The 21,296-nt window shown below is 70.7% G+C and carries 19 protein-coding genes; 14 read left to right on the forward strand and 5 right to left on the reverse strand.

The genetic code is table 11. The features are described from left to right. Positions 1-212 precede the first annotated feature (212 nt). The 9 genes from ACZ4FV_RS22530 (at position 213) to ACZ4FV_RS22570 (ending at position 15,386) form a co-directional block, all read left to right on the forward strand. Positions 213-5,903 (forward strand): HAMP domain-containing protein, encoded by a 5,691-nt coding sequence (locus tag ACZ4FV_RS22530; RefSeq protein ID WP_395862196.1) that lies wholly within the window; start codon positions 213-215, stop codon positions 5,901-5,903. Between the two features lie 374 nt (positions 5,904-6,277). Beyond that, positions 6,278-6,970 (forward strand): response regulator, encoded by a 693-nt coding sequence (locus ACZ4FV_RS22535; protein WP_395862198.1) that lies wholly within the window; start codon positions 6,278-6,280, stop codon positions 6,968-6,970. 149 nt (positions 6,971-7,119) lie between these two features. Continuing rightward, complete coding sequence (locus ACZ4FV_RS22540) at positions 7,120-9,627, forward strand: DNA translocase FtsK (protein ID WP_395862200.1); 2,508 nt, start codon at positions 7,120-7,122, stop codon at positions 9,625-9,627. Between the two features lie 57 nt (positions 9,628-9,684). Next, a complete protein-coding gene (locus ACZ4FV_RS22545; RefSeq protein ID WP_465323129.1) occupies positions 9,685-10,575 on the forward strand; it encodes a helix-turn-helix domain-containing protein in 891 nt (296 codons plus the stop codon). 81 nt (positions 10,576-10,656) lie between these two features. After that, the gene (gene rimO / locus ACZ4FV_RS22550; RefSeq protein WP_395862204.1) at positions 10,657-12,156 is read left to right on the forward strand and encodes a 30S ribosomal protein S12 methylthiotransferase RimO; all 1,500 of its coding nucleotides are present in this window, start codon (positions 10,657-10,659) and stop codon (positions 12,154-12,156) included. Further along, positions 12,153-12,827, forward strand: coding sequence for a CDP-diacylglycerol--glycerol-3-phosphate 3-phosphatidyltransferase (pgsA, locus tag ACZ4FV_RS22555; RefSeq protein ID WP_395862207.1), 675 nt, complete (start codon positions 12,153-12,155; stop codon positions 12,825-12,827). Before rimO ends, pgsA begins: the two co-directional genes overlap by 4 nt. Positions 12,828-12,864: 37 nt before the next feature. Beyond that, positions 12,865-14,142 carry a CinA family nicotinamide mononucleotide deamidase-related protein gene (locus ACZ4FV_RS22560; RefSeq protein ID WP_402231855.1) on the forward strand — a complete coding sequence of 426 codons (1,278 nt, stop codon included), beginning with the start codon at positions 12,865-12,867 and terminating at the stop codon, positions 14,140-14,142. Positions 14,143-14,386: 244 nt separating this feature from the next. Then, the gene (locus ACZ4FV_RS22565; protein ID WP_395862211.1) at positions 14,387-14,779 is read left to right on the forward strand and encodes a helix-turn-helix domain-containing protein; all 393 of its coding nucleotides are present in this window, start codon (positions 14,387-14,389) and stop codon (positions 14,777-14,779) included. 133 nt (positions 14,780-14,912) lie between these two features. Then, positions 14,913-15,386, forward strand: a complete 474-nt coding sequence (locus ACZ4FV_RS22570; RefSeq protein ID WP_465323130.1) for a Dps family protein — start codon at positions 14,913-14,915, stop codon at positions 15,384-15,386. A 163-nt stretch (positions 15,387-15,549) separates the two neighbouring features. On the opposite strand, the gene ACZ4FV_RS22575 is transcribed toward ACZ4FV_RS22570, so the two are convergent. Then, positions 15,550-16,302: a GntR family transcriptional regulator gene (locus tag ACZ4FV_RS22575; protein WP_465323131.1), complete on the reverse strand. Its 753-nt coding sequence runs from the start codon at positions 16,300-16,302 to the stop codon at positions 15,550-15,552. A 207-nt stretch (positions 16,303-16,509) separates the two neighbouring features. On the opposite strand from ACZ4FV_RS22575, the gene ACZ4FV_RS22580 reads away from it, so the two are divergent. The 5 genes from ACZ4FV_RS22580 (at position 16,510) to ACZ4FV_RS22600 (ending at position 19,274) form a co-directional block, all read left to right on the forward strand. Continuing rightward, on the forward strand, positions 16,510-17,712 hold the full coding sequence (locus ACZ4FV_RS22580) for a helix-turn-helix domain-containing protein (protein WP_465323133.1): 1,203 nt from the start codon (positions 16,510-16,512) through the stop codon (positions 17,710-17,712). Between the two features lie 75 nt (positions 17,713-17,787). Beyond that, positions 17,788-17,976: a hypothetical protein gene (locus ACZ4FV_RS22585; RefSeq protein ID WP_465323134.1), complete on the forward strand. Its 189-nt coding sequence runs from the start codon at positions 17,788-17,790 to the stop codon at positions 17,974-17,976. A gap of 217 nt (positions 17,977-18,193) precedes the next feature. Beyond that, a complete protein-coding gene (locus ACZ4FV_RS22590; RefSeq protein WP_465323135.1) occupies positions 18,194-18,475 on the forward strand; it encodes a hypothetical protein in 282 nt (93 codons plus the stop codon). Continuing rightward, positions 18,472-18,993 carry a hypothetical protein gene (locus ACZ4FV_RS22595; RefSeq protein WP_465323136.1) on the forward strand — a complete coding sequence of 174 codons (522 nt, stop codon included), beginning with the start codon at positions 18,472-18,474 and terminating at the stop codon, positions 18,991-18,993. The genes ACZ4FV_RS22590 and ACZ4FV_RS22595 overlap by 4 nt, the downstream gene beginning before the upstream one ends. A 17-nt stretch (positions 18,994-19,010) precedes the next feature. Continuing rightward, complete coding sequence (locus ACZ4FV_RS22600) at positions 19,011-19,274, forward strand: hypothetical protein (RefSeq protein WP_465323137.1); 264 nt, start codon at positions 19,011-19,013, stop codon at positions 19,272-19,274. A gap of 56 nt (positions 19,275-19,330) precedes the next feature. On the opposite strand, the gene ACZ4FV_RS22605 is transcribed toward ACZ4FV_RS22600, so the two are convergent. The 4 genes from ACZ4FV_RS22605 to ACZ4FV_RS22620 all read right to left on the reverse strand — a co-directional run bounded on the left by ACZ4FV_RS22605 (position 19,331) and on the right by ACZ4FV_RS22620 (position 21,282). Next, positions 19,331-19,657, reverse strand: coding sequence for a hypothetical protein (locus tag ACZ4FV_RS22605; protein ID WP_465323138.1), 327 nt, complete (start codon positions 19,655-19,657; stop codon positions 19,331-19,333). After that, entirely contained in the window at positions 19,654-19,908 is a 255-nt protein-coding gene (locus ACZ4FV_RS22610) for a hypothetical protein (RefSeq protein WP_465323139.1), read from the reverse strand. Before ACZ4FV_RS22610 ends, ACZ4FV_RS22605 begins: the two co-directional genes overlap by 4 nt. Further along, positions 19,905-20,741: an N-acetylmuramoyl-L-alanine amidase gene (locus ACZ4FV_RS22615; protein ID WP_465323140.1), complete on the reverse strand. Its 837-nt coding sequence runs from the start codon at positions 20,739-20,741 to the stop codon at positions 19,905-19,907. Before ACZ4FV_RS22615 ends, ACZ4FV_RS22610 begins: the two co-directional genes overlap by 4 nt. Positions 20,742-20,820: 79 nt before the next feature. Next, complete coding sequence (locus ACZ4FV_RS22620) at positions 20,821-21,282, reverse strand: hypothetical protein (RefSeq protein WP_465323141.1); 462 nt, start codon at positions 21,280-21,282, stop codon at positions 20,821-20,823. Positions 21,283-21,296: the final 14 nt, after the last annotated feature.

Below are 21,296 nucleotides of genomic sequence, written 5' to 3' on the forward strand. Positions count from 1 at the left end.
CGGGCGGACCCCTTCCAAACAGTGACGGATCCGTCACGATTCCGACAGAACTTCCGGCCGAAGCGAGCCTTTCGAGCCCACACTTTCCGGTTGACAAGCACCATCCTCCCGGACCGCCTCTGCTCTCAACCCTGTGAGTGAAAGACTGTCGATGGCAAGCGGCCGGGAGCACGAGCGGTCGCGGCGAATCGGTCCGGCGGAGGAAATGCGAGATGGCGAAGGCTTCCCCAGGGCAGGCACGGACGACGGCCGCCCGGAGCCGGCACGACGAGCAGGATCTGCGTCGTCTGCTGGCGGCGCTGACCGGCGTCCGCGACGGCAACTTCCGCAAGCGCCTGACGGTCTCCGGCGACGGGATCATGTCCGAGATCGCCGTCGTGTTCAACGACATGGTCGAGCGCAACCAGCACCTGGCCGGTGAGCTGGCCCGGGTCCGCAGGGTGGTCGGCCGTGAGGGCAAACTCACCGAGCGGCTGGACCCCGGACCGGGCGAGGGCGCGTGGGCGACCAGCATCGACGCGGCGAACGCCCTCGTGGAGGACCTGGTCCGGCCGACGGTCGAGGTCGGCCGGGTGCTGGCCGCGGTCGCCGAGGGCGATCTGTCCCAGCGGATGGACCTGCGGATCGCCGAGCAGCCGCTGCGGGGCGAGTTCCTGCGCATGGGCCGTACCGCCAACGGTCTGGTGGACCAGCTCAGCGCGTTCGCCGACGAGGTCACCCGGGTGGCCCGCGAGGTGGGCACCGAGGGCAAGCTCGGCGGCCAGGCCCGGGTGCGCGGAGTGTCCGGCAGTTGGAAGGACCTCACCGACTCGGTCAACACGATGGCCAGCCGGTTGACCCTCCAGGTGCGCGACATCGCGCTGGTGACCACCGCGGTGGCCAAGGGCGACCTCTCCCGCACGGTCACCGTCGAGGTGGCCGGCGAGATGCTGGAGCTGAAGGAGACCGTCAACACGATGGTCGACCAGCTCTCCGGCTTCGCCCAGGAGGTGACCCGGGTGGCCCGCGAGGTGGGCACCGAGGGCCGCCTGGGCGGCCAGGCCCGGGTGGAGGGGGTCTCCGGGACCTGGAAGGACCTCACCGACTCGGTCAACATCATGGCCGGCAACCTCACCGCCCAGGTGCGCGACATCGCGCAGGTGACCAAGGCGGTCGCGTACGGCGACCTGTCGCAGACCATCACCGTGTCCGCGCGCGGCGAGATGGCCCAGCTCGCCGAGACGATCAACGCGATGACCGGCACGCTGCGCACGTTCGCGTCCGAGGTGACCCGGGTCGCCCGCGAGGTCGGCTTCGAGGGGCGACTGGGCGGCCAGGCCCAGGTACCCGGCGGCGCGGGCATCTGGAAGGACCTGACCGACTCGGTCAACACCGCCTTCTTCAACCTCACCGCGCAGGTGCGTGACATCGCCGGGGTGACCACGGCGGTCGCCCAGGGCGACCTGTCGCAGAAGATCACCGTGGACGTCTCCGGCGAGATGCTGGAGCTCAAGAACACCGTCAACACCATGGTCGGCCAGTTGTCCGCGTTCGCCTCGGAGGTGACCCGAGTCGCCCGCGAGGTGGGCAGCGAGGGCATTCTGGGCGGTCAGGCGCAGGTGTCCGGCGTGGCCGGCACGTGGAAGGACCTGACCGACTCGGTCAACGTGATGGCCGGCAACCTGACCGGTCAGGTCCGCAACATCGCCCAGGTCTCCACCGCGGTGGCCCGAGGCGACCTGTCACAGAAGATCACGGTCGACGTCTCCGGCGAGATGCTGGAGCTCAAGAACACCGTCAACACGATGGTGGATCAACTCTCCGCGTTCGCCTCGGAGGTCACCCGCGTCGCCCGCGAGGTGGGCGGTGAGGGGCGTCTGGGCGGTCAGGCCCGGGTCGTCCCGGGCGTCGCCGGCGTCTGGCTCGACCTGACCGATTCGGTGAACTTCATGGCGGGCAACCTGACCGCCCAGGTCCGCAACATCGCCGAGGTGACCACGGCGGTCGCGCGCGGCGACCTGTCCAAGAAGATCGACGTCGACGCGCGCGGCGAGATCCTCGAGGTCAAGAACACCGTCAACACGATGGTGGACCAGTTGTCCGCGTTCGCCGACGAGGTGACCCGGGTGGCGCGCGAGGTGGGCACCGAGGGCCGCCTCGGCGGGCAGGCCCAGGTGCTCGGCGTGGCCGGCGTCTGGCGCGACCTCACCTACTCGGTGAACTCGATGGCCGGAAACCTCACCGAACAGGTGCGCAGTCTGGGCCAGGTCACCACGGCGGTGGCCCGGGGCGACCTGTCGCAGAAGATCACCGTGGACGCGCGCGGCGAGATCCTCGAACTCAAGAACACCGTGAACACCATGGTCGACCAGCTCTCCGGCTTCGCCGACGAGGTGACCAGGGTGGCCCGCGAGGTGGGCACCGAGGGTCGGCTCGGCGGTCAGGCCGACGTCAAGGGCGTCTCCGGCACCTGGAAGGACCTCACCGAGTCGGTCAACGTGATGGCCGGCAACCTGACCGGCCAGGTGCGCAGCATCGCCGACGTGACCACGGCGGTGGCCACCGGCGACCTGTCCAAGAAGATCACCGTCGATGCCCGGGGCGAGATCCTCGAGCTGAAGGAGACCGTCAACACGATGGTCGACCAGCTCTCCGCGTTCGCCGACGAGGTGACCCGGGTGGCCCGCGAGGTGGGCACCGAGGGCCGCCTGGGCGGGCAGGCGCGGGTGCGCGGGGTGTCCGGCATCTGGAAGGACCTGACCGACAACGTCAACGTCATGGCCAACAACCTGACGTCGCAGGTCCGCAACATCGCCCAGGTGGCCACCGCCGTCGCCGACGGCGACCTGTCGCAGAAGAGCACGGTCGAGGCCAAGGGCGAGATGGCCGGACTCGCGGGCACCATCAACACGATGGTGGACACGCTGCGCGCGTTCGCCGACGAGGTCACCCGGGTCGCCCGCGAGGTGGGTACCGAGGGCATCCTGGGCGGCCAGGCGCACGTCCCCGGTGTCTCGGGTACCTGGAAGGACCTGACCGACAACGTCAACTCGATGGCGAACAACCTCACCGGCCAGGTCCGCAACATCGCCAAGGTGACCACCGCGATCGCGGGCGGCGACCTGTCGCAGAAGATCGACGTGGACGCGCGCGGCGAGATGCTCGAACTCAAGACCACCATCAACACGATGGTCGATCAGCTGTCGGCGTTCGCCGGCGAGGTGACCCGGGTGGCCCGCGAGGTGGGCACCGAGGGCATGCTCGGCGGCCAGGCCGAGGTCGAGGGCGTCTCCGGGACGTGGAAGCAACTCACGGAGAACGTCAACGAGTTGGCCGGCAATCTGACCCGTCAGGTGCGGGCCATCGCCGAGGTGGCGACCGCGGTGACCCGCGGCGACCTGTCCCTGCAGATCGCGGTGGACGCGTCCGGAGAGCTCGACGAGCTCAAGGACAACATCAACCAGATGATCTACAACCTGCGCGAGACCACCCGGGCCAACCGCGAACAGGACTGGCTCAAGACCAACCTGGCCCGGATCTCCGGTCTCATGCAGGGTCGCCGCGACCTGATGGCGGTCGCCGCGCTGATCATGAGCGAGCTCACCCCGGTCGTCGACGCCCAGCACGGCGCGTTCTTCCTGGCCGAGCTGACCCAGGAGGACGTGGTCGAGCTGCGGCTGATCGCCTCCTACGGCTACCAGGACGGCGGCGGCGTACCCACCCGCTTCCGGCTCGGCCAGTCCCTGGTCGGCCAGGCCGCGCTGGAGAAGCGCTCGATCCTGATCCTGGACGCGCCTCCCGGCTACATCAAGATCGCCTCCGGCCTGGGCGAGGCCGCCCCGGCCAACGTGATCGTGCTGCCGGTGCTGTTCGAGGACCAACTGCTCGGCGTCCTCGAACTCGCCTCGTTCCGTCCGTTCACCAAGGTGCACCGCAACTTCCTGGAGCAGCTCAACGAGCAGATCGGCGTCACGGTCAACACGATCATGGCGAACTCGCGCACCGAGATGTTGCTGGCCGAATCGCAGCGGCTGACCGAGGAACTCCAGGAACGCTCCGAGGAGCTCCAGCGCCAGCAGGGCGAACTGAGGCACTCCAACGCCGAGTTGGAGGACAAGGCGGCGCTGCTCGCCCGGCAGAACCGGGACATCGAGATCAAGAACCGGGAGATCGAACAGGCCCGGCAGGCGCTGGAGGAGCGGGCCGAGCAACTCGCGCTGTCCTCCAAGTACAAGTCCGAGTTCCTCGCCAACATGTCGCACGAGCTGCGCACCCCGCTGAACAGCCTGCTGATCCTGGCCAAGCTGCTCGCGGACAACGTCGAGGGCAACCTGACCCGCAAGCAGGTCGAGTTCGCCGAGACCATCCACGGCGCCGGATCCGACCTGCTGCAACTGATCAACGACATCCTGGACCTGTCCAAGGTGCAGGCCGGGAAGATGGACGTGCGGCCGGCGCGGATCGCGCTGGCCCAGCTCATGGACTACGTCGAGGCGACCATCCGGCCGCTGACCTCGGAGAAGAACCTCGACTTCACGGTGCACGTCTCGCCCGCGGTGCCCGGGATCCTGTTCACCGACGAGCAGCGCCTGCAACAGGTGTTGCGCAACCTGCTCTCGAACGCGGTCAAGTTCACCGACTCCGGCTCGGTGGAGGTGCTGATCACCCTCACCGACGACATCCCGCTGACCAACACCGAGTTGGACAACGCCGAACACGCGGTGGCGTTCTCGGTGATCGACACGGGCATCGGCATCGCGGTGGACAAGCTCAAGGTGATCTTCGAGGCGTTCCAGCAGGCCGACGGCACCACCAGCCGCCGCTACGGCGGCACCGGCCTGGGCCTGTCGATCAGCCGGGAGATCGCGTGGCTGCTCGGCGGTGAGATCCACGCCGAGAGCATGCCGGGCCGAGGCAGCACGTTCACCCTCTACCTCCCGCTGGACAGCGTCCTGGTCCCGGGCGACGAGGTGATCCACGACCGGCACACCGAGCTGGCCCCGACGCCGTACCGGGCGGCGCTGCCCGCCGCCGCGCCGTCCACCCCGCTGCTGAGCGATGCCCCCGACCTCCTCGCCGACGGCGAGGAGGTGGACGAGGACAAGGGCGACTCGGTCCCGAGCCGGGTGCTGGTGGTGGAGACCCCGCAGTCCGACGGAGCTCCGCTGGCCGGCGCGCTGGCCGCGATGAACGGGGCGATCGAGGTGAGTACCGCCGGCGACGAGGGGGAGGCGGTCCGGCTGCTCGCCGAGACGCCGCCCGCGTGCCTGGTGGTGGACCTGCGGCTGGCCGACGAGGGGGCCTGGCAGGTGCTGGACGCGGTCGCCTCCCGGCCCGAGCTGCAGAACCTGCCGGTCGTGGTGCACGTCCCGCACCGGCCGACCCGCTCCGAGTCGGGTCGCCTGCGCGGCTATCGACGTCGGATCGTGCTGCTCCAGCGGGTCTCCACCCCGGACGGGCTGACCCGGGCGGTGATCGGCGCCACCGCCCCGGTCCGCCCCGACCACCCGGTCCCGGCCAAGCCGGTGGTCGAGCCGTTCGAGGGCACCTTCGACGGCGAGCGGGTGCTGATCGTCGACGACGACGTGCGCAACGTGTTCGCGCTCACCAGCGTGCTGGAGCAGTACGGGCTGAGCGTGCTGTACGCGGAGAACGGCCGTGAGGGCATCGAGGTGCTCCAGGCGCACGACGACATCGCGATCGTGCTGATGGACGTGATGATGCCGGAGATGGACGGATACGCCACGACTTCGGCGATTCGCCGGATGCCGCAATACGCCGGGCTGCCGATCATCGCGTTGACGGCGAAGGCGATGAAGGGGGATCAGGAGAAGAGCATCGACTCCGGGGCCTCCGACTACGTCGCCAAGCCGGTCGACACGCGGCACTTGTTGGGACTCATCCGGACTTGGCTCGACCACTAGTTCGCTTCCCGGGCGGCCGGCGCCCCATGATGGAACCCGAACGGACCGAGCGACGTTGAAGGGGCGGAGGGGTCGATGCGGTGTTGTCGCGACCGTGGGTCGAGGCGTGGTGACACCATGCGGTCGTCTGTGTCGGAATACCTGCCGAGCCGATCGCCTGGCCACTACCATGACCGGGACGAGCACCACCCGGAACGTGTGCTCGACCGGTGTGGTGTGCGCCGGGACGGCCACGGCGAAGGTCGGGTCGAGCGAAACCGTGTCGATCGAGGCTGTGTCATTCAGGGCCGCGTAAACCGAAAAGATGCACAAGGACGAGTGGAGCCGACCGATACGCGGGGTCACCCACCGTGTCGGATCGAAGAGGGTGGGCCATGACGGAGAAGGCCAAGATCCTCCTGGTCGATGACCGTCAGGAGAATCTGCTCGCCCTGGAGGCGATCCTGTCCGCGCTGGACCAGACCCTGGTTCGGGCGCATTCGGGCGAGGAAGCCCTCAAGGCGCTGCTCACGGACGAGTTCGCGGTGATCCTGCTCGACGTCCAGATGCCCGGCATGGACGGTTTCGAGACGGCCGCGCACATCAAGCGCCGGGAGAAGACCCGGGACATCCCGATCATCTTCCTGACCGCGATCAACCACGGTCCGCACCACACCTTCCGCGGATACGCGGCCGGTGCCGTCGACTACATCTCCAAACCGTTCGACCCGTGGGTGCTGCGGGCCAAGGTCTCCGTGTTCGTGGACCTGTACAAGAAGAACTGCCAACTGCGCGAGCAGGCCGCGTTGCTGCGCGGGCGGCTCGAAGGCGTGGCCGGCGGCGACCGGGCCGGGGCGGACGTGATCGCGGAGTTGTCCGCGCGGCTGGCCTCGGTCGAGGAGCAGGCCGACGGCATGGCCAAGCAGGTCGAGTCGGCGGACGATCCGATCCTGGCCGCCTCGGCAAGTCAACTCCGCCGCCGGGTGGCCCGGATGCGCGCCGCGCTCGACGCCCTCGCCCCGGCCGCGGCCGGGCACGGCGGCCCGCCGCTGGTACCGGCACCGGACACCGGCGAGGCGGACGCCTGACCCGGTGATCCCGAGCCCCGACCGGGCCGCACACGGCCCGGTCGGGGCTCGGGGCCACCCCGGGTCCGGAAGCGGCGTGCGAATCCGACACGCGCGCCCTCCGGGCTGGGACGCATGAGGTGTGAAGGGTCCACCGGTAACCTCGGAACATGGCCACACGTGCGTCCGGCGGCGGAGCGCAACCGCGCACGGCCGCGAAGAAGAAGGCTGCCGCCAAGAAACCCGCGCCACCCCCGCCGCCCCCGCCGAAACTGCTCGGCGGGGTACCCGCGTTGCTCGGGAAGGGGCTCAAGCGACTGTGGCTGGGGCTGGCCCACGCGTTCGGCTCGGCCGCGCGCGGAATCGGTTCCGGCGCGCGCGGGCTGGACCCGGCGCACCGCCGGGACGGCCTGGGACTGGCCCTGCTCGGCCTGGCCATAGTGATCGCGGCCGGCGCGTGGGGCACCATCGACGGCGCGGTCGGCGAGGCGGTCAACGCGGTCGTCGCGGGCCTGGTGGGCCGGCTCGACCTGCTGGTGCCGTTCCTGGTCGGCGCGCTGGGCGTACGGGTGATGCGCCACCCCGACCAGAAGGACGCCACCGGGCGGATCATGATCGGCTGCACGGCGCTGGTGTGCAGCGTGCTCGGGCTGATCCACGTCGGCTGCGGGACGCCGCAACCGGGCGACGGCGCGGCCGCGATGCGCGACGCCGGCGGCCTGGTCGGTTGGGCCTTCGCGACCCCGCCCGTGCACCTGGTGACCCGGTGGGTCGCGGTGCCGCTTCTCGTGCTGCTGATCGTGTTCGGCCTGCTCGTGGTGACCGCCACGCCGATCAACGCGGTACCCGAGCGGCTCGGGGTCTTCCTGGGCTTCATCGAGGGGCCCGAGCCCGCGCCGTTCGATGAGGACGAGCGCCCGAGCGGCTTCGCCGGGTTCGACGAGGACGACGCGCCTCCCGCCGCCGCGCCGGTCCGCAGGACCCGACCGCGCCGCCGGTCCAGCGGTGCCGACGGCCATCCGGACGCGATCGACGTGGCCGCGGCCGCCGCCGCGGCGCTGGACGCGAACGACGCGGGCCTGGTCGTACCGCCCGCGCGCTCGCGCAAAGCCGCCGCCGCCCGGGTGGTCACCGACCTGCGGGCGCGCGCCGCCGACGCGCCGGCGCACACCCCCGCGCCGCCGCGCAGCGAGCAACTGCGGCTGTCCGGCGACATCACCTACCACCTGCCCGGCCCGTCGCTGCTCAAGAAGGGCCCGCCGGCCAAGGCCCGCAGCAAGGCCAACGACGACGTGGTCGCCGCGCTGTCCAAGGTGTTCGAGCAGTTCAACGTGGACGCGCAGGTCACCGGTTTCTCCCGGGGCCCGACGGTGACCCGCTACGTGATCGAACTGGGCCCGGCGGTCAAGGTGGAGCGGATCACCGCGCTCGCCAAGAACATCGCGTACGCGGTGGCCAGCGCCGACGTGCGGATCATCAGCCCGATCCCGGGCAAGTCCGCGGTCGGCATCGAGATTCCCAACACCGACCGCGAGATGGTCAGCCTGGGCGACATCCTGGCCTCGGACACCGCGAGCGGCGACGCGCATCCGATGATCGCCGCGCTCGGCAAGGACGTCGAGGGCAACGACGTGGTGGCCAACCTGGCCAAGATGCCGCACCTGCTGGTCGCGGGCGCCACCGGCGCGGGCAAGTCGAGCTGCATCAACGGCCTGATCACCTCGATCATGATGCGTGCCACCCCGGAGGAGGTGCGGATGGTGCTGGTCGACCCCAAGCGGGTCGAACTGACCACCTACGAGGGCATCCCGCACCTGATCACGCCGATCATCACCAATCCGAAGAAGGCCGCCGAGGCGCTCCAGTGGGTCGTGCGCGAGATGGACATGCGCTACGACGACCTGGCCAACTTCGGCTTCCGGCACGTGGACGACTTCAACGTCGCGGTGCGCGCGGGCAAGCTCAAGATGCCGCCGGGCAGCGAGCGCGAGGCGCAGCCGTACCCGTACCTGCTGGTGATCGTGGACGAGTTGGCCGACCTGATGATGGTCGCCCCGCGCGACGTCGAGGACTCGATCGTGCGGATCACCCAGCTCGCCCGCGCGGCGGGCATCCACCTGGTGCTGGCCACCCAGCGGCCCAGCGTCGACGTGGTGACCGGGCTGATCAAGGCCAATGTGCCGTCCCGACTCGCGTTCGCCACCTCCTCGCTGGCGGACAGCCGGGTGATCCTGGACCAGCCCGGCGCGGAGAAGCTGATCGGCAAGGGCGACGCGCTGTTCCTGCCGATGGGCGCGAGCAAGCCGATCCGCATGCAGGGCGCCTACGTCACCGAGGAGGAGATCGACGCGGTCGCCCGGCACTGCAAGGAGCAACTCCAGCCGGAGTACCGCGAGGAGGTCACCGCCGCGCCGGATCGCAAGAAGCAGGTGGACGAGGAGGTCGGCGACGACCTCGACCTGCTCTGCCAGGCGGTCGAACTGGTGGTCTCCACCCAGTTCGGCTCGACCTCGATGCTCCAGCGCAAGCTGCGGGTCGGCTTCGCGAAGGCCGGGCGGCTGATGGACCTGATGGAGAGCCGGGACATCGTCGGACCCAGCGAGGGCTCCAAGGCGCGCGAGGTGTTGATCAAACCGGATGAAATCGAGCAGGTTATGGCCACGTTGCGTGGTGAATGATCTGACTTAAGTGATGATTGGTGTCAGTCGTGATGAATGACGCATAAGGGGCGAATCGTGTCGATCGGTCAAAGCCTCGCCGAGGCACGAGTGCGGGCCGGTCTCACTGTCGAACGGCTCAGTGAGGTCACCCGCATCCGGCAGGTCATCATCGAGGGCGTCGAACGGGACGACTTCGAACCGTGCGGCGGCGACTTCTACGCCCGCGGCCACATCCGCACCCTGGCCCGCGCGACCGGCCTGGAACCCGATCCGCTGATCGCCGAGTACGACCACACGGTCGGCGGCACCAGCACTCCCCGCCCGACCGAGATCTTCGACTCCCCCCGCAAATCGATCGAGTACCGCCGGCCGAACTGGACCCTGGCCATGGGCGTCGCGGTGGTCATCGTGCTGATCTTCGCGTTCGTCCAGCTCGCCGGCGGTCGCGCCGACGACGACAAGAAGGAGACCGCGTCGCGGGTCGCGCCGACCACGACCGCCCTCGTAGCCCCGGCCCCGCCGCCCCCACCGCCTCCGGTCGAGCCGTCGACCAAGACCCCCGAGTTCCCGGCCGAGGTGGTCGTCACGATCACCGCCGTCGACGGCCGCAGCTGGATCCGCGCGTTCGACGCCGAGAACAAGCAGATCTTCGAGACGATCCTGAACAAGGGCGAGGCCAAGACGCTCACCGACCCCGAGCAGCTCAAGCTCCAGATCGGCAACTCCGGCGCCGCGCGACTGAACGTCAACGGCAAGGACCTGGGCCCGGCGGGCGAGGAGGGCGACGTGGCCCAGCACACGTTCGTACCCGGCGACCCCCTCCCGCAGATGCGGACGAGCGCGTCGGCCGAACCTTCCCCGACGCCGACCACCTCATCGGCCCGCCCCTCCCCGACGCGGACGAGCGCGTCGGCCGACCCTTCTCCGACGCGGACCACCTCGTCGGCGGGTGCTTCCCCTCGTTGACGAGCCATCGTGACCTCCCCGGAACCATCGGACGCTTCCCTGCGTCCGGTCCACGCCCGCGCCTGACGTAGGCTTTCCGGCATGCCCGCCCGCGATACCACCAGCCCCGCCGCCCCGGCCGAGAGCCCCTCCGCCCTGCGCACCGTCGCCCTGGTCACCCTCGGCTGCGCCCGCAACGAGGTGGACTCCGAGGAACTCGCCGGCCGGCTGGAGGCCGACGGCTGGTCCCTCGTCGAGGACGCCGCGGACGCGTCCGTCGTGATGGTCAACACGTGCGGTTTCGTCGAGTCCGCCAAGAAGGACTCGATCGACACCGTCCTGGAAGCCGCCGACCTCAAGGGCGAGGGCCGCACGCAGGCCGTCGTCGCGGTCGGCTGTCTGGCCGAGCGCTACGGCGACCAGCTCGCGGGCGCCCTGCCCGAGGCGGACGCGGTGCTCGGCTTCGACGACTACGGCGACATCTCCACCCGGCTGCGCTCGATCCTCGCGGGCGACGAGCACACCTCGCACGTGCCGCGCGACCGCCGCGCACTGCTGCCGATCACCCCGGTCGAGCGCCAGGCCGCCGATGTCGCGGTGCCCGGACACGGCGCACCCGCAGACCTGCCGGAAGGCGTCGCCCCGGCCTCCGGGCCGCGCGCGCTGCGCCGCCGGCTCGGCTCCGGCCCGGTCGCCTCGCTCAAGCTCGCCTCCGGCTGCGACCGACGCTGCTCGTTCTGCGCGATCCCCTCCTTCCGCGGCTCGTTCCTCTCCCGACGCCCCTCGGACGTGATCGCCGAGGCCCGCTGGCTGGCCGAGCAGGGCGTCCGCGAGATCGTCCTGGTCAGCGAGAACTCCACCTCCTACGGCAAGGACCTGGGCGACCTGCGCCTGCTCGAGACGCTGCTGCCGGAGCTGGCCGCCATCGAGGGCATCGAGCGGGTCCGGGTCAACTACCTCCAGCCTGCCGAGATGCGGCCGACCCTGATCGACGTGCTCACCGGCACGCCCGGCGTCGCGCCCTACTTCGACCTGTCCTTCCAGCACGCCTCCGAGCCGGTGCTGCGCAGGATGCGCCGCTTCGGCTCGCGCGAGGCGTTCACCACCCTCCTGGAGCAGGCCCGGGCCAAGGCCCCCGAGGCCGGCGCGCGCTCGAACTTCATCGTCGGCTTCCCGGGCGAGACCGAGGAGGACGTGGACGAGCTGGAGCGCTTCCTGATCGCCGCCCGACTCGACGCGATCGGCGTGTTCGGCTACTCGGACGAGGACGGCACCGAGGCGGCGGGCTACGCCGACAAGATCGATCCGGATGTGGTGGCCGCGCGCGTGGAGCGGATCTCCCGGCTGGCCGAGGAACTCGTCGCGCAACGCGCCGAGGACCGGATCGGCACCGAGGTGATCGTGCTGATCGAGGAACTCGGCGAGGACGGCAGCGCCGAGGGCCACGCGCACCACCAGGCCCCCGAGACCGACGGCTCGACCACCGTGATCGGCGAGGGCCTGCGGGTCGGCGACCTGGTCCGGGTCCGGGTCACCGACAGCGAGGGCGCCGACCTGCACGGCGATGCGATCGACGTGATCGTGCCCGGGGGCGATCGGTGACGGCCGATCCGGCACCGCAGCGTCGGCGTCCGGCCGAGGCGGTCCGCGCCGCCGCGGCCAACCACCCGCCGAAGCCGGATCGACTCGGCGACCCCACCACCTCGGTGAGCGCGTGGAACGCGGCCAACGCGCTGACCATGATGCGGGTGGCCCTGGTGCCGGTCTTCGTCGTCCTGCTGCTCCAGGACGGCGGCCACGATCCCGCGTGGCGGGCCTGGGCCTGGGCCGCGTTCACCGTGGCCAGCATCAGCGACCTCTTCGACGGCAAGCTGGCCCGGATGCACAACCTGGTCACCGACTTCGGCAAACTGGTCGACCCGATCGCCGACAAGGCGCTGATGGGTGCCGCGCTGATCAGCCTGTCCGCGCTCGGCGACCTGCCGTGGTGGGTCACCCTCGTGGTGCTCGCCCGGGAGATCGGCATCACCTTGCTGCGCTTCTGGGTGATCCGCCACGGCGTGATCCCGGCCAGCCGGGGAGGCAAGGCCAAGACCATGCTCCAGGGTGTCGCGATCGGCATGTACACACTGGTCATGACCGGCCCGCTGGCCAGCACCCGGGCCTGGGTGATGGCGGCCGCGGTGATCATCACCGTGGTGACCGGCCTGGACTACATCGTCAAGGCCGTACGACTGCGACGCGGCACGCCGGTGCCCGCCGGACAGGTTTGACGTCGGGACGGAACCCGACCACGGGGGGAGAGGGACCATGCGCGAATTGAAGGTCGAACTGGTCGCGGTGGGGGACGAGTTGCTCGTCGGCGACGTGGTGAACACGAACGCGGTCACCCTCGGCCGCCGACTCACCGCGGCCGGGCTGCGGGTCACCGGCGTGTCCACCGTGGGCGATGGACTCGACGAGATGATCGACGTGCTCACCCAGGCCGTGCGGCGCGCCGACGCGGTACTGGTCTCCGGCGGCCTCGGTCCCACGTCCGACGACCGCACGCGCGAGGCGATCGCCGCCGTGGCCGGGGTGGCGCTGCGCCGGGAACCGGCGATCGAGGACTGGCTGCGCCGCCGGTACCAGGGCCTGAACCGTACCCTCACCGCGCTCGGCCTGCAGCAGGCGGACGTGCCCGAGGGCGGCCGCTCGTTGCCCAACCCCAACGGCAGCGCCCCGGGCGTGGCTATCGAGATCGGCGACGTGCAGGTGTACGCGGTGCCCGGCCCGCCGCACGAGATGATCGCGATGACCGAGGACCGGGTGCTGCCCGACCTGTTGCGCCGCGCGGGCAACCCACCGATCCGGGCCCAGCGCCAGTTGCTCACCGCGTCGGTCGGTGAGGGCGTGATCGCCGCGGCGCTGGAGCCGCTGGAGAAGGAACTCGCGGTCGTGGGCGCGGTCGAGGTGGCCTACCTCGCCACCGCCGGGCAGACCAGGGTCAAGCTCACCTCGACCGCTCCCGGCGGCGCCGACGCGGTCGACGCCGCCGCGGCGCGGGCCCGCGAACTGCTCGGGGGCTGTGTGTACGGCGAGGCGGGCGACACGCCGGCCGGCGTCGTGCTGGACCTGCTGCGCGAGCGCGGCGCCACCGTCGCGGTGGCCGAGTCGCTCACCGGCGGCCTGGTCGCCGCCGAACTGACCTCGGTGCCGGGCGCGTCCGTGAGCGTGCGCGGTTCGATCACCGCGTACGCCACCGACGTCAAGGCCGCGGTGCTCGGCGTGGACGCCGACCTGCTGGCCGCCGAGGGCGCGGTTCACCCGGACGTGGCGGCGGCGATGGCCGAGGGTGTGCGGCGCCTGATGTCGGGTACCTACGGGGTGGCCACGACGGGGGTCGCCGGGCCGGACCCCCAGGACGGCAAGCCTGTGGGCACCGTGCACATCGCGGTGGCCGGACCCGAGGGAACAACCGTGCTTTCGTTGCTGTTCTCGGGCAGTCGGAGCAGGATTCGGGAGATGACCACGGTCCGCGTCCTGGATCTGCTCCGGTGCGTCGTGGCGGGGCTGCCGGCCGAGCAGGACCCGTCGTGCACGGGGTGACCGGGCTCCCCGGTGGACCGGGGAGAGCGCTCCGGTCAAGAATGCGCGGGACACGCGGAAGGCTGTGCAACGACGTGCTGCGAATCGAGGTGGGAGTGGGCCGGAAACCCCATGGACCCTGGACACCCCCGCCGTCAAGGTTCCACGCCCTGAGTGAACAGGACCGTAAGGCGGGCACACCCGCGCGGTCGGGCAGGTACGGTGGGGCTGTGACCCCCCGAGCCGCCCTAGGAGGGAGCGACCGATGATCCTGCTCCGTCGCCTGCTGGGTGACGTGCTGCGGCGCCAGCGCCAGCGTCAGGGTCGCACCCTGCGCGAGGTGTCGTCCTCAGCCCGGGTATCCCTTGGCTACCTGTCCGAGGTCGAGCGCGGCCAAAAGGAAGCCTCGTCCGAACTGCTCGCCGCGATCTGCGACGCGCTGGACGTGCGCATGTCCGTGCTCATGCGGGAGGTCAGCGACGAGCTGGCCCTCGCCGAGCTGGCCTCGGCCGAGGCGATGCGTCCGGTCCTGGAACCGGTCGGCGCCGGCTTCACGCCGAACGAGCGCGCCGCCGCGGAACGTCAGAACAACGACCGGTCGTCGGGCACGGGCCCGATCTCCGCCGACAACGCGGTGAGTGTGGTGGTGGCGGCCTGACCTCGACGACCGGTGGTGTGGTCTTTCCCACTCGGGAGCATCGTTCGCCCGAATCGGGGCATCCGGTGTCGTGTACACCGGGTCCCCCGGCCCGGTGGTCGAATCGACACCAACCCCGAGGAGTCGTAGCACCATGGTCGTCGTCAAGAGCCCCCTGTCCGACGATGCGCGCAAGATCACCGGCGAGGCGCTTCAGGGTGCCCTCGTCGACCTGATAGATCTCTCGCTGGTCGCCAAGCAGACCCACTGGAACGTGGTGGGTCCGCGCTTCCGTTCGATCCACCTCCAGTTGGACGAGGTGGTCGCCTCGGCGCGCGCCTTCGCGGACACCGTCGCGGAGCGCGCCTCGGCGATCGGGTACAACCCGGACGGCCGGGCCGCGACCATCACGGCGGGCAGCGGTGTCCCGCAGCCCGACTCCGGCTGGATCAAGGACGCCGACGTGGTCGGTTACTTCGTCGGTGTGTACGGCGCGGTCATCGAGCGCATGCGCGAGCGGATCGCGGCCACCGAGGAACCGGACCCGGTCAGCCAGGACCTGTTCATCACGATCGCCGCGGATCTCGAGAAGATGAGCTGGATGTTCCAGGCCGAGAACCAAAGCTGAGGTCAGCGCGTTGCAGCGCTCTGACCAGGGCGTAAGCACCGCCGAAACATGTCGAGGATGTCGAGCATGTCGACGCTCTCGGCGCATATCTGGCGCACGTGGCGCACGTGCGGCGCACGAAAAAGGGCCGCCCCGACCATCGTCGGGGCGGCCCTTGGTGTGATCACCCTTCGAGGGGCAGCCGATACACCAGGCTGAACCGGGCGGCTGGCGACAGGACGTCTGCGGTCTCGACCGGGCGGCCAGCCGTGTCGTGATAGACCCGCCGCACCACCATCACCATCGCGCCGGTCGGCTCTCCGAGCAGCGCGGCCTCCTCGGCGAGCGCGGGCCTGGCCGTGATGTCTTCCTCGGAGCCAATCACCTCGATGCCGATCGCCGCCATCCGCTCAACCACGCCGCGGGACGCCAGCGGTCCCGCCTCGGGGAACATCACCGGCGAGCCGTCCGTGATCTCCAGCGGTTCGTAGGAGTGGGCCAGCATCACCGGCGAGCCGTCGGCCCGGTACACGTACTGGGTGTGCATCACCCGGGCGCCAGCCGGGATGTGGAGCCGGGACGCGATGTCGGGCTGGGCGGTCGTGATATCCGAGCGGGCCGACCAGGTGCCTGTCTGTCCACGCCGGGCCATTGCGGCGGTCCAGGGTGCCTGCCCGTGGTGGGGGCGCGGGTGGCGCACAAGCCTGGTGAGTTCCGCCTGCTCGCGGACGTACGCTTCCGAACCTGCTTTGCCCTCGATCAGGCCCTCGGCGGCCAGCAGCCGCCACGCCGACAGAGCGACCGGCTCGGACACGCCGTACATCGCGGCGATCTCGACGCGCGAGGGGGCCCGCGCCCCGGGCGGCAGGGTGCCGTCGAGGATCTGCCGACGCAGATCGGCAGCGACCCGCTGATAGGCGGGTATTTCGTGCGGCATGGTGCCGGCCTCTCGTTGCGCCCATGTACAGGGTGGCAAGTTTGTGGCCACATAGACAAGCGACGGCCCTGCGCCGGTGACGAGCCGGACAGCAGGGCCGCAGGTGCCACGTGCAGGCGTAGCCTGGCGGTGACAGATCTCACTGGCAGGGTACCGCTCCCGCCGCGCCACACAGGGGGCACGCCCACTGCACAGGCAGGGGACACAGTGGCTGACGACCACGACATCCGCAGTATCGGGCAGCGCATCTACGACATCCGCCGGCGCGAGGGCATCTCCCGCGCCGACCTCGCCAGCGTCGCCGACCGCGGCACCGACTGGCTCAAGTCGGTCGAGCTGGGCCGGCGGCAGCTCGACCGCATCGGCCCACTGATGGCCATCGCCGAGCGGCTCGGCGTCGACCTCACCGAACTCATCGGCGTGGCCCCGCGCGATGACCGCAGCCAGCGCACCGGCTACGACGCAGTGCCTCAGCTTCGGCGGTCGCTCCTGCGGCACCAGCTTGGGCAACCCACCGGCCACCCGCGGCCCCTCGCGGACCTACGTCTCGACGCATACACCGCCCACCGCCACCGGCAGGCCGCCCACTTCGGCGACCTCGGCGCCCTACTCCCTGGCCTGATCGACGACGCGTCGACAGCAGCTGCCAACCACGACGGCGACGAACGCGAGCAGATCCACGGCCTGTTGTCGGCGGTGTTGTGCGACACCGCCATGCTGGTCAAGAGGCTCGGGCAGATCGACTTGGCGAACGTGGCGTCCCGCCAGGCCGTTGACGCAGCCGTTGCTGCGGGCGATCCGCTGCTGGAGATCGCCGCGATGTGGACGCAGGCCGAGGTGTGCGTATCGGCGGGCGCCCGGGTCGAGGGACTCGGCATCGTACAGGCGGGTCTCGACCGACTCGACGCACTGCTGAGCGACAACAACATGCCGGCATGGAGCCTGTGGGGCACCATGCACCTGGTCGCGGCGGTACAGGCTGCACAGTGGTCGGACCGGGCGACCGTCGAGGACCACATCAGGCAGGCCGAGGGCGCCGCCCAACGGACTGGCGAACGCAACGACCATGGCACGGTGTTCGGGCCGGCCAATACCGCACTGATGAACCTGTCGGCTCGGCTCGAACTCGGGGACGGCCGGGCTGCTCTGAAGGCGACGCGAGGCGTGGACCTGTCGGTGCTGCCCACGGAGCGCCGCGCCCGGCACCTCATCGACGTCGGCCGCGCCCACGCCCAGGCCCGCGACGACGCCGAGTCGATGCGCTCTCTGCTGGAGGCCGACCGACTGGCACCGGAGTACGTGCACTCACACGCCATGGTGCGCGACATGGTCGTGACCGCGCGCCGGCGAGATCTGCTGACGTCGCGTGAGCCGGTGCACCGCATGGCGCGTCGCATCGGCGTGAGCTGATCGCTTTACCTTCTCTTGACGGACCGGGTACACCCTGTACCCGGTCCGTCGCTGTGCTCACGTCACGCTGGATACATGGTCGATGACACGGTGCGCGTAGAGAGCAGCGGTGATCCCGACGAACAGGTGCGGATACACATCCCCGGGCGCGCTATCCCGGACATCACCCGCGACGAAGCCGCCTCTCTGTACCGGCAGCTCGGCGCCTACCTGATCCGGACCATCCCTCACCAGCCGCTACGCGTGACCAACAGCGGAGGCTGACTCCCCTTACCCCCGACCCGGCGGCGACTCCCTGCCGCCGGGTCGGGCCCCGAGGCGGGGCCGGCAGGGCGCCCGACCACTGGAGGTCTGCCCCGCGCCGTCCCAATGGCGGCACCGGTCCCGCCTCGCACCCACCACCCGCGCGCACCCACGATGGAGTCAGGACGTGGCCTCACCATCCCCATCCCCCGACAGCACATGGATCGACTTCGAGGTTATGGGCGGTCTAGGCGATCAGTTGGTCGTCGGCCGCTACCTGACCGCCGACGGACAGGACTACGAGCGCGACACCCTCAAGATTCCCGAGGGATCCGCTGGCGCCCTGGTCGCGGCGATCCTGGCCCGCGCCGACCAGAACGAGCGCACCGACATCCTTCGCGAGGAAGTCCGCAAGGACGACGCAATCAGGCTCAAGCGACTAGGTGCCATGGGCTACACCCTCGACCCCACGCACCCGCTCACCGGAACGATCAGGGCCATGGGCGGCGACGAGGCGTGACCGAGATGCCCACGCCGCCGCCCGACCCTGCCCCTGCCATCGAACGTCTTGCCGCGGCCGCCGCCGAACGCGCCCGCCTCGCTGCGTGCCGTGTCCACCCGGGGATCGCGTCGACCGAGGACGGCCGCGCCCACCGCCGAGCGGTTCGTGCCGCAGTCGCTGCCTTGCACGCCGCGGTGATTGATGCCCACCGCCACGGTGTGCCCGCGTCGAAGATTGCCACCACCGCCGGACTGACCCAGCGATACACGACCTCGATCCTGCGCCGCGCACGGCCCGTCGACCCTTACAGGTGGTCGCCGCGTCTGGCCGGTGTCCGGCGCAGGCGGGTCCTGAATGCGGTGATCGCTTCGGCGGCCGTGTACGGCACGGCGCACCCGGTGACGCACCAGGCGATCGTCGACGCCCACGCGGACGGGGCAACCCCGATGGCGCTCGGTCGCATCCTGGACGTGAGCCCGGCAATGATCAGCCGGGTGGTGCTGGCAGCGCGCCCGGCCGGTAGCGAACCGCTGTGAACGGCGACAGTGGTCGCGTGGCCGTCGACATCGCCCGTGCGACCCTCGCGACCGAGGTCCGGTTGCGCGGCTCGGCGAGGGCCGTGCGAGATGCGTTTCCCCAGGGGTCCGAGGAACGGCAGCTTTCACAGGGGATGTTGCGGATTGCAGACCGGAAGGTTCGCGCCGCCGTTGTCGACGCGCACGCCGCCGGCGTTACGCCTACCGAGCTCGCCGCAGTGCTCGGTGTGACCGCTCAGCGGATCGGCAGCATCATCCGCAGTGCCCGCCGGACCACTTGACCCCACACAGCACGAAGCCGGCCCGCCCATCGATGGGCGGGCCGGCTTCGTGCTGTCTAAGAGGGTGGGTCCGGGGTGACGGCCTGCTCGACCCGGTCGACCGCATCGCGCAGGCTGGTCCCGGAGTTCGGCCGCAGCTCGTGCTCGATCCGCGCGGTGCGTTCCTCCGTCGCGGCTTGGCGCGCCTCGATCCGCGCGAGACGCGGCATCACGCCCTGGCGCTCCGGCACACCCGGCCGGGCCGGTGTCCCCTGCCAGTCCTCGCGGAACTCCTCCTGCCGACGGACGATCTCGCGCAACGGCCGCACGACGAACCGCCACACGAACCCGGTGGTTCCGGTCGCCGCCGTCGTCGCCGTCGCGGCAACCTGAAGCCAGTTCACTCGCGGCCCCGATCGAGCGCAGCCCGGATGTCGGCGTCCGGGTCGGTCGCCCGCAGCCACGACGGCAGCAGGCGATCGACGACCGGTGTCGCCATGACGCGGGTCAGTCCGCCGGCCACGGCCAGGACCACGCCGACCCCGGCGGTGGTCTGCGGGATGCCGGACGCGGCGACGATCACGGGCAGGCCCGCGGCAAGACTGAGCGCGGCCTGGACCAGAGTGCGGATCGTGCGCCTGCTGCTGTCCTTCATGAGGTCACCTTGAATCCGTGAGCCGCGCCGAGGCGCGAGAGGCTGGTCTGGCCGGGGATGCCGTCGGCGTCGGTGCCTCGGTAGCCAAGGCGCCGCTGCCACGCGGCGTAGGCGGTGACGGTGGCGGTGCCGTAGTGCCCGTCGACCAAGCCGCGGGCCAGCAGGCCCTCGTCGGCCAGGGCGACCTCGACCAGGCGCGCAGGCCCGTAGGTGACCGGCGTGCCGGACGACGGTGGGTTGCTGCGCGCTGCCGAGATCAGCCGGGACAGCGACACCTCGGGCAGCGAACTCGGCGGCGGCGTCGAGCCGCCCGCTCCGGCCACGATGCCCGGGAACACCTCGTCGTGGAACTGACGCACGCGCGCGTCGCCGGGGCACGCGGTGCCGCTCACGGACCACTTGGCGAACAGTCGGTGATACCCGTAGCCCGGGTCGTCCCAGGTGCGGCAGATCCGCAGCGGCAGTTCGTGCCGCTCGTGCAGCCACACGCCCAGCCGGATCAGGCTGTCGACCTGTCTGTCGGTCCAGGGGTCGGTGTGCTTGAGGTTGCTCGCGGTCTCGACGCTGACCGCGCCGGTGCCGTCGGCGCGGCGGTTCGCCGACGCGTTGGCGTCCGCGCGGGTCTCGGTCCCGATGAACTGCCACAGGCCGCCGTCGTAGTCGCAGCCGAAGTGCGATTCGAGGTTGGTCGAGTCGCGCCAGTACTCGTACATCCGCTCGCCCGACCACGGCGCGGCGATCGAGTGGAACAGCAACTGTGTCGGCCTGATGGCGGGTTGGCTGTCGGATTCGGGCTGCAGCTCGCGTTTGCGGGCTCCCGGGTACCAGGTCATGGGTGTGTCCTCCCTGGGCATGGGAAACGCCCCGGCCGGCGGCGGCGCGGGGCGTGGTCGGATGGTCGGTGATGGTGGGTCAGGTGGCCGATTCGTAGACGGCGAGGATGGTGACGTTGTCGCCGATGCCCCAGGTGAAGGGCCTGTTCGCTCCCCAGGGGGCGCCGGAGTTGTCGGAGAACACGGAGACGTCGGTGGCGCCGCCCGCGACGTAGGCGACGCCGAGGTTGATGGCGACGCCCGCGTTGGTGGCCATGCCGATGCCCAGACCGGCCTGCCCGGTGGCGACCGCCGCGGCGGCGACCGGCAGGGTGAAGGTCCAGAAGCCGCTGCCGGCGTTCGCGCCGGTGCCGAACGTGAGGGCGACGCGGGTGGTGATGCTGCGGCCGATGCGGGTCCAGGACCCGGCGATGACGCCGCCGGTGCCCAGGACGCCGCCGCCGCCGGTCGCCGTCCATGTCGGCGTGTACGAAGTCCACAGTCCCGCCTGGTCGTTGAGCCTTGCGGCGGTGATGCGCATGCCGGGCAGCCACTGCGTCACGACGGTTCCTCTCT

This window comes from Embleya sp. NPDC025285 (assembly GCF_055558835.1).